The 17,342-nt window shown below is 35.6% G+C and carries 14 protein-coding genes; 7 read left to right on the plus strand and 7 right to left on the minus strand.

The window, feature by feature from the left end:
* Window positions 1-63: 63 nt before the first annotated feature.
* Entirely contained in the window at window positions 64-1,350 is a 1,287-nt protein-coding gene (locus tag NSQ18_RS01285; RefSeq protein ID WP_339289560.1) for a D-serine ammonia-lyase, read from the minus strand.
* 22 nt (window positions 1,351-1,372) lie between these two features.
* A complete protein-coding gene (locus NSQ18_RS01290) occupies window positions 1,373-1,837 on the minus strand; it encodes a YaiI/YqxD family protein (protein ID WP_040764342.1) in 465 nt (154 codons plus the stop codon).
* Window positions 1,838-2,004: 167 nt separating this feature from the next.
* On the opposite strand from NSQ18_RS01290, the gene gdhA reads away from it, so the two are divergent.
* The gene (gene gdhA / locus NSQ18_RS01295; protein ID WP_016837013.1) at window positions 2,005-3,378 is read left to right on the plus strand and encodes an NADP-specific glutamate dehydrogenase; all 1,374 of its coding nucleotides are present in this window, start codon (window positions 2,005-2,007) and stop codon (window positions 3,376-3,378) included.
* A 165-nt stretch (window positions 3,379-3,543) separates the two neighbouring features.
* Entirely contained in the window at window positions 3,544-4,191 is a 648-nt protein-coding gene (locus NSQ18_RS01300; RefSeq protein WP_339288690.1) for a Yip1 family protein, read from the plus strand.
* A 149-nt stretch (window positions 4,192-4,340) separates the two neighbouring features.
* Here NSQ18_RS01300 and NSQ18_RS01305 read toward each other — a convergent pair whose 3' ends face one another.
* From NSQ18_RS01305 to NSQ18_RS01315, 3 genes are all read right to left on the minus strand, one after another.
* Window positions 4,341-5,540, minus strand: a complete 1,200-nt coding sequence (locus NSQ18_RS01305; RefSeq protein WP_016837011.1) for a malic enzyme-like NAD(P)-binding protein — start codon at window positions 5,538-5,540, stop codon at window positions 4,341-4,343.
* A gap of 610 nt (window positions 5,541-6,150) precedes the next feature.
* The gene (locus NSQ18_RS01310) at window positions 6,151-7,071 is read right to left on the minus strand and encodes a copper amine oxidase N-terminal domain-containing protein (protein WP_339288691.1); all 921 of its coding nucleotides are present in this window, start codon (window positions 7,069-7,071) and stop codon (window positions 6,151-6,153) included.
* Window positions 7,072-7,348: 277 nt separating this feature from the next.
* The gene (locus NSQ18_RS01315; protein ID WP_339288692.1) at window positions 7,349-10,969 is read right to left on the minus strand and encodes a dynamin family protein; all 3,621 of its coding nucleotides are present in this window, start codon (window positions 10,967-10,969) and stop codon (window positions 7,349-7,351) included.
* Window positions 10,970-11,368: 399 nt separating this feature from the next.
* Between NSQ18_RS01315 and NSQ18_RS01320 the strand changes: the two genes are divergently transcribed.
* The 5 genes from NSQ18_RS01320 to NSQ18_RS01340 all read left to right on the plus strand — a co-directional run bounded on the left by NSQ18_RS01320 (window position 11,369) and on the right by NSQ18_RS01340 (window position 14,391).
* The gene (locus NSQ18_RS01320) at window positions 11,369-11,650 is read left to right on the plus strand and encodes a hypothetical protein (RefSeq protein ID WP_339288694.1); all 282 of its coding nucleotides are present in this window, start codon (window positions 11,369-11,371) and stop codon (window positions 11,648-11,650) included.
* A gap of 1 nt (window position 11,651) precedes the next feature.
* A complete protein-coding gene (locus tag NSQ18_RS01325) occupies window positions 11,652-11,831 on the plus strand; it encodes a hypothetical protein (protein WP_238536171.1) in 180 nt (59 codons plus the stop codon).
* A gap of 233 nt (window positions 11,832-12,064) precedes the next feature.
* On the plus strand, window positions 12,065-12,193 hold the full coding sequence (locus tag NSQ18_RS01330; protein WP_016837008.1) for a hypothetical protein: 129 nt from the start codon (window positions 12,065-12,067) through the stop codon (window positions 12,191-12,193).
* Between the two features lie 22 nt (window positions 12,194-12,215).
* Window positions 12,216-12,710: a cytochrome c oxidase subunit II gene (locus NSQ18_RS01335; RefSeq protein WP_339288696.1), complete on the plus strand. Its 495-nt coding sequence runs from the start codon at window positions 12,216-12,218 to the stop codon at window positions 12,708-12,710.
* Between the two features lie 49 nt (window positions 12,711-12,759).
* The gene (locus NSQ18_RS01340) at window positions 12,760-14,391 is read left to right on the plus strand and encodes a b(o/a)3-type cytochrome-c oxidase subunit 1 (protein ID WP_096552468.1); all 1,632 of its coding nucleotides are present in this window, start codon (window positions 12,760-12,762) and stop codon (window positions 14,389-14,391) included.
* 109 nt (window positions 14,392-14,500) lie between these two features.
* On the opposite strand, the gene fabG is transcribed toward NSQ18_RS01340, so the two are convergent.
* Together fabG and NSQ18_RS01350 are read right to left on the minus strand one after the other, a co-directional pair.
* Window positions 14,501-15,241: a 3-oxoacyl-ACP reductase FabG gene (fabG, locus tag NSQ18_RS01345; RefSeq protein ID WP_096550850.1), complete on the minus strand. Its 741-nt coding sequence runs from the start codon at window positions 15,239-15,241 to the stop codon at window positions 14,501-14,503.
* A gap of 176 nt (window positions 15,242-15,417) precedes the next feature.
* Entirely contained in the window at window positions 15,418-17,319 is a 1,902-nt protein-coding gene (locus tag NSQ18_RS01350; protein WP_339288698.1) for an ATP-dependent DNA helicase, read from the minus strand.
* Window positions 17,320-17,342 lie beyond the last annotated feature (23 nt).

Raw genomic sequence — 17,342 nt, forward strand, 5'->3', positions numbered from 1 at the left:
GTTAACAATTCAACATTTAAATCGCTAGATTAGTTGATTCAACCATTATAATTAGTGTACTTATTATCGATTCAAATAGACTTCCCTTTGTTCTTGCGGCACCATATTGCCACCTGTCGCCCATAAAATATGAGTTGCTTGATGTAATCGATTCGTTAATTCATATTTTTCTATATACGCATTTCCTTCCTTCAATAATTGTATCGGCCCGTATACGCTTGCATGGCTGGAAGGTTCCATAAATATCCCTTCATGTTGCATCATTTTTTTTAAACTCTCAAATAAAAATTCATCATCTACCGTGTAACATCCGCTCAGAATCGGCTCCATCAACTTCCCAACAAACTTGGAAGCTCGACCAACTGCTAATCCGTCCGCTTCTGTTCGATTCGTCAATCCAATATCATTGACAGCAATTTTATCATGCAATCCTGTCATCATTCCTAAAAGCATGCAAGGAGACTGAGTCGGCTCACCAAAGAAAATATGGACATGTTCTTTATATAGGGCTTTTAAACCATATGCAACGCCTCCCGGTCCACCACCAACTCCACATGGTAAATATACAAACAATGGATGTTCTTCATCCACTTGAATATTTAATTCTTCCAGCTGATTCTTCAATCGTAGGGCACTCACTGCATAACCACTAAATAAATCGATGGAATTTTCATCATCCACAAAGTGACACATTGGATCATGTTCTGCTTGTTTTCTTCCTTCCTCCACCGCTAAGCTATAATCCGACTCATATTCAATCACTTTGACACCTTTTTCACGAAGTAAATCTTTTTTCCACTTTTTCGCATCCATGGACATGTGTACTGTCACTTGAAACCCTAGTTTCGCTGCCATTATGCCAATACTAAGACCTAAATTTCCAGTAGATCCCACTGCAATTTTATATTGACTGAAACATTGGCGAAACGCTTCACTCTTAAACTTTTCATAATCATCCGTTTCTTTAATGAAACCATTCTCGATGGCGCATTGTTCTGCGAATTTTAACACTTCATATATTCCGCCTCGCGCTTTAATGGAACCGGAAACTGCTAACTCATGGTCACATTTTAATAACAGTTTACCTAACAGCGGCTTTTCAGCATTCTTCTCGATAAATGGTTTCATTTTTGGTATTTCAATTAAATCCGATTCAATGATTCCTTGTAATTTTTTCGTTTCCGGAAACACTGCTTGAATATATCGGCTAAACCGTTGCAATCGTTTTTCTGCGTTGATGACTTCCTGAAATGAAAAGGAATGATTTTCTGGTAATTCATCTGTTTTATTCGGATTTAACCATAGTACAGTGTTCTGTTTCTTCATGTTCTCTAGAATAACTTGTTCCATTTCCGAAAGTTTGCGTTGAAAATTAAGCATTATCATTCTCCTTTTTTAATAACATTGCTCGTTCACAAATTTGTCGAAATTTTATTTCAAAGTCCAAATTATTTTTCTCTGTTCGTTTTTTTGGACCTTTCGTTTTTCCACCAGCACGGCGAAATTTTGCATTTTCATGCCTAAAAAATAACATTTGATCAATATTTTCATCTGTAAATTCTTTTCCATTTTGATTTAAAACAAAGGCACCTTTTGCCAAACACATGGCAGCTAAACCATAGTCTTGTGTAACAACAATATCAAATTTTGAAACCGCATTCACTATTGCAAAATCAACAGAATCTCGCCCCTCGGCAACTTGAATTGTTATCGCACTCTCCCTTTCTATGAGATGAGAAGTATCGCAAAATAAGAATGGTTTTATCTCGTATTGAGATGAAACAAATACAGCAATATCAACGACTGGACAGGCATCTGCATCTATAAACACGGATATTATACCCTTCAACTCCCTACCTAATTTTTGGTATTTTTTATTATATAAATATAATTTATTTTCCCTTATTTTTACATTTTATTTTCCCTAACTCAAAAATTAATGATTGAATTGTTTGAAAAATCATAATAACATTTTCTCATAAGATTTTGAGGAGGGAAACAAACATGACAACAACAGATGTAAAAAAACAATCAAAAGCAAAAGAATATATTGATTTTGTATATAATCAACTTAAAAATAAATATGGATATCAAACGGAATTTTTGCAGGCTGTAGAAGAAGTATTTTCTACATTAGTACCTGTTTTTGAGCAACATCCTGAATATATTGAACATAATATTCTTTCTCGAATTGTAGAACCGGATCGTATCATTACTTTCCGTGTAACTTGGCAGGATGATCAAAATCGAGTTCACGTAAATCGTGGTTACCGTGTACAGTTTAATAATGTTATCGGACCATACAAAGGCGGTTTACGTTTCCACCCAACAGTAAATGAATCCATTATGAAATTTTTAGCTTTCGAACAAATCTTTAAAAACGCACTAACTGGACTGCCAATTGGCGGTGCAAAAGGCGGCTCTGATTTTGACCCTAAAGGAAAATCAGATGCAGAAATTATGCGTTTCTGCCAAGCATTTATGACTGAATTATACCGTCATATCGGTCCAGATGTCGATGTTCCTGCTGGAGATATCGGTGTTGGTGCACGCGAAGTTGGTTATCTATGGGGTCAATATAAACGCATTAAAGCGATGCATGAAGCAGGCGTTCTTACTGGTAAACAGCCAGGTTACGGAGGTTCACTTGTTCGTAAAGAAGCTACAGGATACGGTTTAGTATACTTTGTAGAAGAAATGCTACGCGATAAAAAAGAATCATTCTTAGATAAAACTGTTGTTGTTTCCGGATCAGGTAATGTTGCTATTTATGCCATCGAAAAAGCCCAACATTTCGGTGCAAAAGTTGTTGCATGCTCCGATTCAAATGGTTATATTTACGATTCTGAGGGCATTGATTTAAACATTGTTAAAGAAATTAAAGAAGTTCAAGGTGAACGAATTAAAAAGTATGTTGAATATCGTCCAAACGCAACATATACGGAAGGTTGCACAGGTATTTGGACAATTCCATGTGATATCGCACTTCCATGTGCAACACAAAACGAAATTGACGGAGAATCTGCTCGTACTTTAATTAGTAACGGCGTAAAAGTTGTTGCGGAAGGCGCAAATATGCCTTCAACTCCTGAAGCGATCAATGAGTTTTTAGAAAATGGTGTCTTATACGGACCTGGTAAAGCAGCAAATGCCGGCGGTGTAGCAACTTCTGCATTAGAAATGGCACAAAACTCAAGCCGCACTTACTGGTCATTTAATGAAGTCGATGAAAAACTACATGACATTATGAAAAACATCTATAGAACAAGTAAAGAGTGCTCTGAAAAATATGGATATCCTGGAAATTTAATGCTTGGTGCAAACATTGCTGGATTTATCAAAGTTGCGAACGGAATGATTGCTGAAGGGGTTTATTAATCGTCTATTATCGGGAGAAATGAATTCAAAAGGGGCTCAATATAGAAAATGAAGCCAATTGAAATGTGCTATTTTGCATATTTCAATTGGCTATCTTTTTTCCTATTGAAGTTCGTTAATCAAATATGTTTTACTAAAAAAAAGAAAATATTGGGAGGTTTTTAGATGAACGAGTTCGAAACACCGCAACAAGAAAAGATTAATCCTTTTTTCACGATATGGTTGCATCCTAAAAAAACAACTCGCTATGTAATACAAGAGAAAAGTTGGCTTTATGTCATTATTCTCTTATCGATTGGTTATATTGGAAGTTTGTTTACAGGATATATGGATATAGGTATTTATCCAAACTTTCCTCTTTGGGCAATGATTCTAATTACCATTATTCTTTCGCCTATTGTGGGGCTAATTAGCAACGCTTTTTCAGCTCTTTGTACTTGGCTAATCGGGAAAATGTTTTCAGGAAAAGGAACTTACGCACAATTATTCAAAGCTTCTTCCCTAAGTGTATGGCCGTTTATTGTGTTAATTCCCATTTACTTGCTTTGGATGTTGATTGATCTGAATAGTTTAATGAATATGAGCGAAGATTTTGGTGCATTTGCAATCATTGGAGTATTGTTCACATTCATTGCAACCATATGGTCAATTGTCATTACGATTGCAGCAATTGCTGAAGCTCATCAGTTTTCTAATTGGAAGGCCTTTTTCACACTATTGATATTTGCTATAATCATAGCAATTATTTTTATTCTAATCGGCGTTATCATTGGCATCATCATTGTCTTACTGGGACTTAGCTATTATATGTAATCAACGATATGGCTTGGTATTAGATAAAAACCAGTCAGCCCCTACTTTCTACCACCAAGCCATATTTTTTATCTTTTCAAATTGTAAAAGAGATTTTCATTTTTTAATCTTTCAGTTTACCATACAAGAATTGATAACGAACATTCACACTAAATTACTTTTGCTTGTTGATTACTATATAGCCTTGATACGCCCGTTTCAATTGCCGCGTTTGCCACTGCTTTTGCAACAGCAGGAACAACTCTTTCATCCAATGGTTTTGGAATCACATAATCTTCTCTTAACTCATTTTCATCAACAAGAGACGCAATGGCATTTACAGCGGCAATTTTCATTTCTTCGTTAATTTCTGTCGCAAATACATCCAATGCCCCTCTAAAGATTCCTGGAAACGCTAATACGTTATTTACTTGATTTGGATAGTCGGAGCGACCAGTACCGATGATTCTTACTCCCCAACGCTCAGCGTTTTCATAAGTGATTTCAGGATTTGGATTAGCCAATGCAAAAACAATTGGATCCCGATTCATGGAATCAATATGTTCCTTCGTTAAAATATTTGCGATGGAAACTCCAATAAAGATATCCGTCCCTACCATTGCATCGTCCAATGTTCCTGTCAACTTTTCAGGGTTAGTAATTTTCGCAATTTCTTCTTTTACAGCATTCATTCCTGAACGCCCTTCATAAAGGATACCCTTTGAATCACAAACAACAATGTTTTTATATCCAATGCTTGCTAACAGCTTTAATGTAGCAATACCAGCCGCTCCCGCTCCATTAATTACAATTTTCACTTCTTCTTTTCGTTTTCCAACAAGCTTTAATGCATTTTCTAATCCCGCTGCAACAACGATGGCTGTACCGTGTTGATCATCATGGAAAATTGGAATATTGCATTCCGCTTTTAATCGTTCTTCAATTTCAAAACAACGAGGCGCTGCAATATCTTCTAAATTAATAGCGCCAAATGTAGGTGAAATCGCCTTTACTGTTCTAACTATTTCATCCACATCTTTTGTGTTCAATGTAATTGGCACTGCATCAACATTTGCAAATCGTTTTAATAACAACGCCTTTCCTTCCATAACAGGAAGAGCTGCTTCCGGTCCAATATCCCCTAAGCCTAACACCGCAGTTCCATCAGATACAACCGCTACTAAATTCCCTTTCATTGTATAGTCATAGACGCGCATCGGGCTTTTTTCTATTTCTTGGCAAGGTGCCGCAACACCTGGTGAATAAGCCAAACTTAAATCATAGCTATCTTTAAGAGGTACTTTTGATACAATTTCCATTTTCCCCTTAAATTCTTTATGCATTTCTAAAGACTTTTTCATTAAATCCATACTTTATCATCCCCTAACCATTATTGTTTAATATTGTATTTTGTATAATATTACTTTACTTAATTAAAGTCAATAACATATTTTGTCGAAACCTCAAAACACATTGAAAATACCGAGTTTTTAAAGCGCTTTCATGATTTTTTTGACCAACTTTTCTTAATTTTTTGATTAAATTTTTATTATATTAATATAATTTATAATGCATTTTTCACAATTCAAACGTTGATACTATCAGCATTTATTTGTGAAAATGAAAACAGACTATTTTGCTTAGTTAAATATGATATTTTTCACATACTTCAATTTAGAAAAAAATGACGTTGTCACATATTTTTCACAATTTTTCATCTTAATAATTAAAAAAACAGCCTGACCAAAAAGTTTGCCCCTTTTGGTCAGGCTCAAATCTCTAAATTATAATTCTTTTTCTGCTGCAATCACATCAACTGCGCCGTCTCGTCTCAATTTTTCTAAGACGTTAGCGCTGACGTCAGCCGTAATCTATCTAAGCGACATCCCAAATTTACTTCGGTCACAGTAGCAAAAAGAGCGCCCTAAAATGACTATTCAGGCGCCCTTTATATAACGGTTGGTATCCCAATTTAATTATTTAAAAATTCCCCACAAGTTCCTCAATGAATTCATACGGCACGTATGTTTTACGAGGCTCTAACAATGCAGGTGCTTCTACAAACTGTTTCGCCGTTCCATTTGTAATGTAAGATTTCGTTCCTCTAGTAATCGTAAATGAAACTTCGCCTTTTGATACAATTGCTCCAACGCCAGTAGAGTCTACTCGGTAGCCCAGTTGCTCAGCAATCAATCGTAAAGGTACCATTTTAACATTGTTGACGATGTAGAAATCATTTTCAGCGATTTGATAAGCTTTTTCGATTTCTGATGGTTGTTCCGATTGCTCATTTCTCTCTAATACAATTACTTTAGAAGGTCCTGTTTGAGCAGGGTAGCTTTCTAACACAACTTCATAGAAAATTAATACTTCTTTATCAATAACATCTTCTTTTGATAGTTTTTCACCTGATAAATTCATAATATTTGACTTTTCATTCAAATGAATAATTAAATCTTTTGCGACATTTAAGTAATTTTGATCAAATTGATCCAACTGTACTGTACCTGGATTATCCGTTTGAACAATGACTACATCAGGCGAATATTGAGGTGGATAAATCATTATCATTGGTTTAAGACTATCAACATAGGCTGTGATTTGCATGCCTTCCTTCAACTTTACCGCGTTTCCACTATTATCGAAAATGAAAGTGTCTTCATTGAAATAAAAGCCGAATGGATTTTCCTTTGAGTCTATAGTTGCAAAGAATGATCCATTTTCTTTTTCAGTAATACTACTAATTGTTCCGCTTACTTGAAAATATTTAAATTGGTGCTCTTCTTTAGCTTCAATAACCGAATTGTCATTTACTTCAAGTGCTTGTACATTTCCATCAGGAATCAGCGTGAAGCTACTTAGCACCGCTAATGCACAAAGAGCAGATAATTTCTTTTTCACATGCACCTCTCCTTTCATAATTCTGTTTTCGTTCAATTAGTCGAATAACGACGGAAAAGGTTACAAACTTCCACAAAAATTTCTACATACATAAGTTTGCAAATAAAAAAGGTGCTAGAAAATGGAACTTTTCTAGACACCCTTACATTCTTTTACCTAATTGATTTGTTAAAACTCTCCGCGCCTGCTGTAGTCGAACAAATTTCCACAGTCCTTCGCCACAAATTATTTGTGTCGAGCCTCAAGGGGAGCCGTCTCAAATAGACACTCCGTCGCTTTATTTGACTTCTACTTTTTGCAATTCTTGATAGATATTTTTCCAAGTCGCCAATCGGCTTTCTTCTTGTAGCAATAAGCGTTCTGTTTGAATTTGATTCATCGCTTGGTGATAAATATGTTCGCGTAAACGTTCAGCTTCCTTCGCAATATACGTCCGCGCCCAATCCATCACTTGTTGTTTTTGTTCTTCTAAATATTTCTCAGCATCTGGTTTCGTTAATTCTTCTAACGCTAGTTTCAAATGTTCTTTTTCGTTCTTTTCAAAGAAAGATTTCGTATTTTTGAAATATGATTTTACGGATGCATATTTATTGAAATCATCAAACGGACCATCGAAATCCAATAATTCCGCATCTTCAAACTCATAAGCAATAAATGAGAAACTTTGGTTCATTTCCTTCAAAGAACGACTTTCTTCTTTGAAACGTTCTTTCATTTGTTTTTGAATGAATTGTGCGATGCGGAAATTCGTAACTCGAAGTTCTTGAGCAAAGTCAAATTTTAAAGAACTTAACGTTTCTTTTAACGCTTTACTTAAAGCTTCTTGTGGCGACAACGCTGCAAATGTCGATGGATTGTAACTTTCTCTAAAGAAGTCTGGATAACGGTAATAAACTCTTTGCAATACATAATATAATAGTTCATCGAGTTCTTGCTTCGTATCGCTTTCAATCATGCTTGTTCCTAACGAACGATAATGTTTCTCTACATAATCTTCTAGCTGTGCCAATTCCTCTAATCGTTCATCTTTTCGTTTTAAGTTTTCTTCAGTTTGAACAATTAAATCTGATAAACGTTGATGAGTTTTTTCAACTTCCTCATGTAATGCTTGAATCGCAATTGATGCCAAGTCTTCATTTAAGAAGCGATAAAACGCTTGTTCAAACTCTTGCATTCCAGATGCCAATTCCGCCTTCTCTTGCTTCTCACGCAACGCAAGTAAACTGGAGACGCCATACAATTTAGGGAAACGAATGCCGAAGCGCTGCAATTCATTGCGAACATAAGCTTTCACATCTTCAGCTTCTTCTTGGTTTTTCGCTAAATCGATAGCATTAACGATAAAGAACATTTTGTCCAATTCAAAGGCATCTTTCACGCGACCTAACTGGATTAAAAATTCACGGTCTGCCTTAGCAAAAGCATGGTTGTAATACGTGACGAAAAGAATTGCATCGGCATTGCGAATATATTCGAATGCGACACCTGTATGACGAGCGTTGATTGAATCCGCTCCCGGTGTATCTACCAATGTCACACCCATACGAGTGAGTGGACAATCATAATAGAAATTAATATTATCCACAAAGCAAGATCGGTTTTCTTCCGCAACAAACCGTTCAAATTCTTCTCGGTTTACACGAAGAATCTCACCGAGTTGATTGCTGTAAGTAGGATAACCTTCTTTATATGCGCGAATAAAGGATTTATGAACATTTAAGCGCTCATCCTTCAGTTCGACTTTTAATGCTTCATCTGCACGATTGTATGCCTCATCTAACGATTGGACCGTCATTCCAATCGCTTCATATGCAAATTGAATATCCTCTAGTAGTTGTTCTTTCGTTTTGAGTTGAACATCTGCTGTTTCATGGTGATGCTGTTCATCTACAGGGCGTATTTTGTTAATGGCCGCTGTTGTTGGGTTTGGGGATACCGGTAATACTTTTTCGCCCATTAATGCGTTTGAGAAACTTGATTTCCCTGCACTAAATGCTCCGAATAAGGCAATCGTAAAATCTTTATGTTGTAGCCTTTCAACTTTTTTCAATAAGAAGTCGGCTACTTCTTCAAAGCCTTCCACTTGTCTTACAAGATTTGCTGTATGCAAAGCATTGTCAATTACTTCATCGCCTTGCATTGATACACCCATTTGTTGTGGTACCTCTTCTACCACCACTTCTTCTTGTTGCTCTTGTTTCAGCATAGATGGGTCAAATAATCGAACTTCATTTAACTCTTGTTCGAACTTGTTTTCCCACTGCTCTTTTTGTTTTTTCGCTTCATCTCTCGTATTTTTTGATGCATGAACGAGCTGTCTTTCTAAAAATTCTTTTCGTTCGTCCATTTCAGAGATGCTTTGAATTGCTTTTACTTTCTTTTCTAGATTATTCAATTTTTGCTGTACTGGAGCTTGTGATGTTTCACCGAGTTCTTTTAATAATGGAATTTGACTGTCTTTCCACGCATCCGTTTCACGAATAAAGTAGCGACGAGTTGCCTCTCTTACTCGATTAGCAAAGTTTAACACCGCATCCCCTGTAACAATAGCGTTTCTTTGAACGCATTCTTCAATTAAAGTAAACGGCACATCAAAAGCGATGGCATCGATTTGGCTAGCCCTTTCATCTGTTAATGCTCCAACATCTTTTAATGACTGTTTCATTAACGATTTCATATGACCGATGATTTGCGATTGTAAGATGGTTTGATACTGGTCATAGACATCCTTAATGCGTCGTTGGATTTCCTCTTGAGTTTTCTTTTTCGAAGTGAAAAAGCCACCTACTTTAAATCCTTCTTGTTGACTCTCTAAATATAGACGCAGTTTTTCTCGAAAGTCAGCTGGTATGACTGCTGCATTTTCTAGCAAGTCATTTCGTTTTTCCTTGAAGCTTTCCTCCCAATTTTCAATGGAGAATAGTTCTGTTTGCAATTTTAATTTTTCGTATTGCTCTAAAAGATCTTCACGGTTATCCCATTCATCGGTTGATAAAACTTCACTATTCTCTTCAAATCGTGCATTCTTTTCTTCCTCTAAAAACGCTAAATGTTCACTTTGCATCTTTTTCAATGTGTTTTCAGCCGTTTCTACTAGGCGATCTTGCCAGTGTTCCATTGAATCCATCACAATGTTTTTTACTTTTTCAAAATCATTGTGAGGATGGTTGAAATCTTTAAGAGATGTGAAAAAGATACCCTTCGGCTCCACTCCCCAAGCTTTAAAGGAGTTATATACCGATTCTTTATATTCTTCAAATGAAAGTTCTTGTTCATTATGTTTGTCAATCTGGTTGACAATCAAATACACATTTGGATTATATTTCATTAATTGTTTTGTAAATTGGAAGTTTAATTCAGACTGCACATGGTTGTAATCCATTGTGTAAAAAACAATATCCGCAATATGTAATGCTGATTCCGTACTCATACGGTGAGCATCGTCTGTAGAATCGACTCCCGGAGTATCCATCACAGTGACACCGACAGGCAACTTTGAATCTTTATGCCCAATTTCGATTTGCGTAACGAGGTCGCCATTTTTACTTAATTCTTTTACCGTTTTTATATCATATCCAGCTTCAAATTTGACAGGCTTGTCGTCTTTCATATAACAAATAGCGAAATCTTCATCTGATTTATGGACTTTTACGATGTTTGCACTCGTCGGAATCGGGCTAGAAGCTAAAATATCTTCACCGGATAATGCATTAATCATACTAGATTTTCCAGCTGAAAAATGTCCGGCAAATCCAATGACATATTCTTTTTGTAATAGTTTTTTAGCAAATAAGTGGAGCTTTTCCATTCGCTCTGTATCTTCATTATTCTTAAATATTATGTATTGAATTGCGGATTGCTCTAACAATTGTGATATTTTTTCGTCAAAACTACTCATGGAATAAATACCCCTTTGCCTTCATTTTGTCACAATTATAATATTAACATGCTTTTCAAGTAAAATCGCTAGTAAATCAAAAAGATTACAAGAAAAATGAAGTTTTTATTGAGTATATTTAGAATGTGTGAAAATACAAAAAATTTGTGCCAATCGCTAAAAAAAGTTGATTGGCACTATTTCGTTACATTTTTAAAGATGTATGTACCGATCCAATAATATATGGCAATCGTCCCAGCAATGAATGCGTAAACCATTCGTTTTTACCCCTTTTTTCGATGAGAATTCTTATCAATTATTATAATAAAAATAAAATAATAATAAATATACAAAATTCTTCTTAATTTCGGTTTTTTTTCTGCTAAAATAGGTAAATAAATACAAAAGGATGCGATAAGATTGATGTCTATGACTTCTAAACATGTACAAACGATTTTAAACGGTGCAATCTACACGTTAAAACAAATCATCCCAATGAATATCAACATTCAGTCTCCCTCCTTTTTGACCGAGCCTTTTACCCATAAAGAAATTGGCGTTCTAGTCGGTTTGACTGGTGATATAAAAGGTAGAGTAATACTGGATAGCACTTCCGCTATTTTTTCTGCGATAGGAAATGAAAATGTTCGGCATGAATTTAGAAGGCGAAATGTTGAAATCATTTACAGGGGAATTCGGTAATATGTTTGCTGGAAATTTAAGTATTCAGGCAAGTGAAAAACAACTATTTATTGACGTGACTCCACCGACGATACTCATCGGCAAGACGACTCTTCACGGTATCGATAACGCCATTAAATTACCAACTATCATCGAAGATATAGGTATGTTGACGGTTTTGCTTACAATCGATAATAAGTAATTTATACATAGATTTTCATAAAAATTTATTAAAAAATATAGAACGATATTACGTTTTTTGCATAAAATGTCTCTTTTTTTTGAGACATTTTATTTTTTTGCTTCCATCGACTTTCACAGGAAATTCACATTTCCAGTATTGAAGTGTGATTTTTATCACATCTTGGAAGTTTGATTTTTATTATGATGAACGTGAAGTACCATATTTGAGTTCATTTCATAGGAGGGAGAGACATGACAAATCACAAAAAGAATTCTTCGGAGGAAAATTTAACAGGTACTCTTTTAGCGACTTTTGGTATAGGTCTAATTATTATTATTTTTTGGATCGCTGCATTCGATTTATACATCGGTCGCTTCTAACACTTGAGCAGGAGGGAAAACAATGCACATACACAAGTATGAGAAATGGTGGTTAATATTTGGCACAGGTACACTCATCGTGTTCTTAATTGTTCTCGGTGTAAGCGCATTCCATGGAGGAACGCATCCAAATAACTCGAAATGGACGATAAACTACGAAAAAGTAGATGAAATCGCACCTTTCAATAACCCCGGAATACACAAAGTAGAAGGTAAAGACTGGGATTATGAAGTGGTACTTGTTGCACAAGCGTTTGCTTACACTCCAATGGAACTTGAAATACCTGTTGGTTCTAAAGTTCGTTTCATCGCAACGACAAAAGACGTTATTCACGGTTTTGAGGTTGCAGGAACAAACATAAATATGATGCTTGAACCTGGATATGTATCAGAAAAAATTACAACTGTGGATAAAGTTGGAGAATATACAATCGTATGTAACGAGTATTGTGGTACTGGTCACACATTAATGTACTCGACTTTTAAGGTGGTGGACCCTAATGACAACAGCAACTAAGGAAACAGTACAAAGCACTGTATCAACAAGTTTAAAAAAGCAACTTGAAATGGTTGATCGAAGAGATGGTAAATTAGCATTAGCATATATTTATATCGCATTTATAGCAGTATTATTAGGTGGTATAGCTGGATTACTTCAAGTATTAGTTCGTGCTGGTACACTTCAGCTCCCTAGTTTTCTTAATTACTATCAAGTGTTAACAGTACACGGTGTTTTACTCGGACTTGTATTAACAACTTTCTTCATTATGGGATTCCAAACAGCTGCTGTTAGTCGAACTTCTGGTACATTTACAAATAAACAACGAACAATTGGCTGGATTGGTTTCTGGATTGCTACAATTGGATTAGTTGCAGCAGCCGCAATGATTCTAACGAATGAAGCTTCTGTTCTTTACACATTCTATGCACCATTACAAGCCCACTGGGTATTCTACCTTGGTTTAGCATTAGTAATTGTTGGTTCTTGGTTTACAGGTTTAGCACAAATTATGCGTTTTGTTCAATGGAAGAAAGAACATAAAGGCCAAAGTACACCGCTATTATCCTTTATGGTTGTAGTGAACAACTTCTTATGGTATGTCGCTACATTAGGTGTAGCAATTGAAGTATTATTCCAATTAATCCCTTGGTCAATGGGATTAGTAGAACGTGTTGACGTACTACTTTCTAGAACATTGTTCTGGTATTTCGGTCACGCATTAGTTTATTTCTGGTTATTACCTGCATATATGATTTGGTACACAATCATTCCTAAAATCATCGGCGGTAAAGTTTTCTCAGATGCTTTAGCAAAATTAACATTCATGTTGTTCTTAATTCTTTCAGTACCAGTTGGTATTCACCACCAATACACTGAACCTGGTATTGATCCATTATGGAAGTTCATTCAAGCAGTATTAACATTCTTCGTCGTAGTTCCATCATTAATGACTGCCTTTTCCATGTTTGCAACATTTGAATTGCGAGGACGTGAACTTGGTGCGAAAGGCGTATTTGGATGGTTCAAAAAATTACCATGGAATGATTCAAGATTCTTACTACCATTCATTGGTATGGTTGCATTTATTCCTGGCGGTGCCGGTGGTATCGTTAACGCCTCTTACCAAATGAACGAACTGATTCACAATACAATTTGGGTAACAGGTCACTTCCACTTAACAGTAGCTAGTGCTGTTGCATTAACATTCTTTGGTACAGCATTCTGGTTAATACCGCACCTAAATGGTAGAACTTTAACAAAACGTGCTAATAGCATGGCAAACTGTGCAGGAATTTTATGGGCTATTGGTATGACGATTATGTCGAGTGCCATGCATATCGCAGGTTTATTAGGCGCACCACGTCGTTCTGATTACTCTACTTACGGTGGTTCAGAACAAGCGGCTGAATGGCTCTCTTATCAAATTGCTCAAGCGGTTGGTGGATCAATCCTATTCATCGCAATATTAGTAATCACTGGATTAGTAATTTACGTAGGTTTCTTTGCTCCTAAAGGTGAGGAGGATTTCCCAATTGCAGAAGTTGCACCAGGAGCTGCTAAAACTCCAGCTGCTATCGAAAACTTCAAACTTTGGGGCGTCATCATGATTGCAGTAATTATCTTCGCTTATACAATTCCAATCATCGATATTATATTTAACTCGCCTCTTGGAGCTAAAGGCTTTAGATTATGGTAAGAAAAAAATGCAACACAATTCCCTCCCCACATTGACGGGGAGGGTTATTTATGCACATATTATGAATATTAAAATATTATGAACTTTTTTTCAATAAGTATTTTGAATTTTACATCATAATTCCACCATCTACATGTAAAATATGACCTGTGATGTAATTTGATTCATCCGAAGCTAAAAACAAGTAAGCGTTTGCAATATCGATTGGCTCCCCTAACCTTTTTAAACTTGTAATCGATTCCATATAATTTAATATTTTCTCTGGCATCTTATCAACCATTGCTGTTTTCGTAAATCCTGGAGCGACAGCGTTCACATTTATACCCTTTCTTCCAAGTTCCTTCGCCCACGTTTTTGTCATGCCCACTATTGCCGCTTTTGCAGCAGCATAATTTGTTTGCCCCACATTCCCATAAACACCGCTTACAGATGAAGTATTAATAATCTTTCCATGTCCTTGTTCAATCATCACTTTTGAAACCGCTTGCGTACAATTGAAAACTCCCTTTAAATTTACATTGATGACTTCATCAAATTGTTCTTCTGACATTTTTACAAGCATCGCGTCCCTTGTAATACCTGCATTATTGATTAAAATATCAATCTTGCCATAATGTTCCTTCACTTTTTCAACCATTTTTTCAACTTCTTCTTTTTTTGCAACATTTACTTGGTAAAATAAAACGTCATAACCTCGCTCAGTTAATTCTTTTTCAAATTGTTTTCCTTCTTCTGCTTGTATATCTGCGATGACTACTTTTGCTCCCTCTTCCAAAAACCTAATGGTAGCGGCCTTACCTATTCCATTTGCACTTCCTGTTATAATGGCAACTTTTCCTTTTAATCTCATATTTCTCTCCCTTTTTCGAATAGATTAATCCGTACATCTTTTACAATAACAGACATTCATCGACATAGACAGCATTGACACGACCACTTTCAACAATTTTTAAAAAATTATATTCTTAAAAATAAAAAAATATGCAAAAAATCTATATAGACTTTTTGCATATATCTGTTCGTTCATTATTGTGGTTTCACTGGCAATACTTCAACAAAACGTGATTGTATTGCATTATCTTCTTGATTTAATAAAATGTGAACGTCACCGTAATCTTTTGAAGTGCGGATGAGTCGACCAATTCCTTGTTGCAATCGCAGTAACATAAATGGTAAATCTACTTCTTCAAATGGTTTCTCAACAAATTTTCGTTTTGCATCAAAAAGCGGATCTTTTGGTGGAAATGGTAATTCATAAATAACAACTTGTGTCAATGCCTCTTCTGGCAAGTCCACACCTTCCCATAAATGATAGGAACATAGGGTTTTAATAGTGCCGTTTTGGAAATCTTGAATAATGGATGTTAATTCTCGATCTCCTTCAAAACCAACTGTTAACCGTGACATTATTGGTAATTTGTTTTTAAAATTCAACATCGATTGTCTAGATTTAAACAGTACCAATGTTTTCTTATTTTGTTTTAGCAGCTCTTCTACTTTCTTCACTTTCTCATCTTCATTCAATTCATGTAAATATATTTTCATAACTTCATCATAATCAAAAGGAGAAGGTACGCTAAAATGCTGATACTTTTTCACACCCAAACTGGAAGCAATGTAAGAAAAATCTTTATTGACGGATAATGTTGCGGATGAAAAGATAATCGGTATATTGTTCGAAAATAACTTCTCTTCTAATACTTCTGTAATTAATCTTGGCATGATGACTAACGTTTCTTCGCCATCCGTATCTTCCAGCCAATCAACTGCTTCGCTTTTTGAAATAAATATTTTTAAAGCGGCCTCATACTCTTCTAAAAATTCTTCAACAATATTCAATTCATATTCCGGAATAACGTACATTTCTGATTCAAACACAAACTCTTCCAATAATTTTTCTACATCATCGATTAGTTGCTTTCCTAATGCCAATAATTTTTCGGATTTCTGAATTGTTTTTCTGTCTTCATCGGATGGTACGATATCTTCCCGAAGTTGGTCAAAAAATAATTCGTGGTCATCTTGCAATTTTTCCATCGCATATAACGTGCTTTCACGAATACCGTCTACCATTAATTGATCTAGCAATTTTACAATGGTATAATTTTGCACTTTATTTGTCATCGCTTTTTGAGCTGCATATTCCAATAAATGCCCTTCATCTAATACAATCAACGAAACATCAGGTAAAAGTGTTAATTGCCCTTCTCTTTTACGAGATTCTTTTGTTGCTAAATGTTCCATTAAAAAATCTTGCGAGCAAATAATCAAATCAGTCGCTTTTCGATAATGCGTACGATGCAGCGTCTGACCACAACGATTACGTTTCTCGCACGTACTACACTGCATAATGGAATTGTAATTCACCTTATTCCAATTTTCATCGCTAATTTGTGGATAATCGCTTCTTGCACCATAAAGGGGGATTTGTACAGCTGAACTTTCAGCAAACACTTCTTCTGGAATGTTGAAAGCAATCTCATCTATCCATTCATCATCTTCATACAATTCCGCTTCCTCAAAACGTTTTAAACACAAATATTGATCACGGGATTTCGCAAGCCTTACATCAATTTTCAATCCTAAATATTTCTCAATTTTTGCGATGTCCCCTTCATCTTTCACAAGCTGATCAATCAATGTTTCATCAGCACATGCAATTAAAGCGGGTTTCCCTTTGTAACGAGCGTAAGCGATTGCGGGCAATAAATAAGCGAGGGTTTTCCCTGTTCCAACACCCGCTTCCGCAAACAAAACGTTATTTTCTTTTAATGCTTTCTCTATTTGATAACTCATAAAAATTTGTTCATCCCGACATTCAAATCCTTTTTCGGGTAATACATCATAAAAAATGTCGCCAATCCAATCCCCTAAGGAATCAAAAAAACTTTTCTCTCTTGATAATTCAAAAGGTAATGATGGTCTCATTGTTCAAATCTCCTTTATGAATG

Origin of the sequence: Ureibacillus sp. FSL K6-0786 (genome assembly GCF_037965165.1) — a bacterium.
Classification (GTDB): domain Bacteria; phylum Bacillota; class Bacilli; order Bacillales_A; family Planococcaceae; genus Ureibacillus; species Ureibacillus thermosphaericus.

Coding starts and splice junctions, on each gene's coding strand:
- NSQ18_RS01285 (WP_339289560.1), bottom strand. CDS start 1,350: ATGGAACAAGTTATTCTAGAGAACATGAAGAAACAGAACACTGTACTA.
- gdhA (WP_016837013.1), top strand. CDS start 2,005: ATGACAACAACAGATGTAAAAAAACAATCAAAAGCAAAAGAATATATT.
- NSQ18_RS01300 (WP_339288690.1), top strand. CDS start 3,544: ATGAACGAGTTCGAAACACCGCAACAAGAAAAGATTAATCCTTTTTTC.
- NSQ18_RS01305 (WP_016837011.1), bottom strand. CDS start 5,540: ATGGATTTAATGAAAAAGTCTTTAGAAATGCATAAAGAATTTAAGGGG.
- NSQ18_RS01315 (WP_339288692.1), bottom strand. CDS start 10,969: ATGAGTAGTTTTGACGAAAAAATATCACAATTGTTAGAGCAATCCGCA.
- NSQ18_RS01325 (WP_238536171.1), top strand. CDS start 11,652: ATGTTTGCTGGAAATTTAAGTATTCAGGCAAGTGAAAAACAACTATTT.
- NSQ18_RS01330 (WP_016837008.1), top strand. CDS start 12,065: ATGACAAATCACAAAAAGAATTCTTCGGAGGAAAATTTAACAGGTACT.
- NSQ18_RS01335 (WP_339288696.1), top strand. CDS start 12,216: ATGCACATACACAAGTATGAGAAATGGTGGTTAATATTTGGCACAGGT.
- NSQ18_RS01340 (WP_096552468.1), top strand. CDS start 12,760: ATGGTTGATCGAAGAGATGGTAAATTAGCATTAGCATATATTTATATC.
- fabG (WP_096550850.1), bottom strand. CDS start 15,241: ATGAGATTAAAAGGAAAAGTTGCCATTATAACAGGAAGTGCAAATGGA.
- NSQ18_RS01350 (WP_339288698.1), bottom strand. CDS start 17,319: ATGAGACCATCATTACCTTTTGAATTATCAAGAGAGAAAAGTTTTTTT.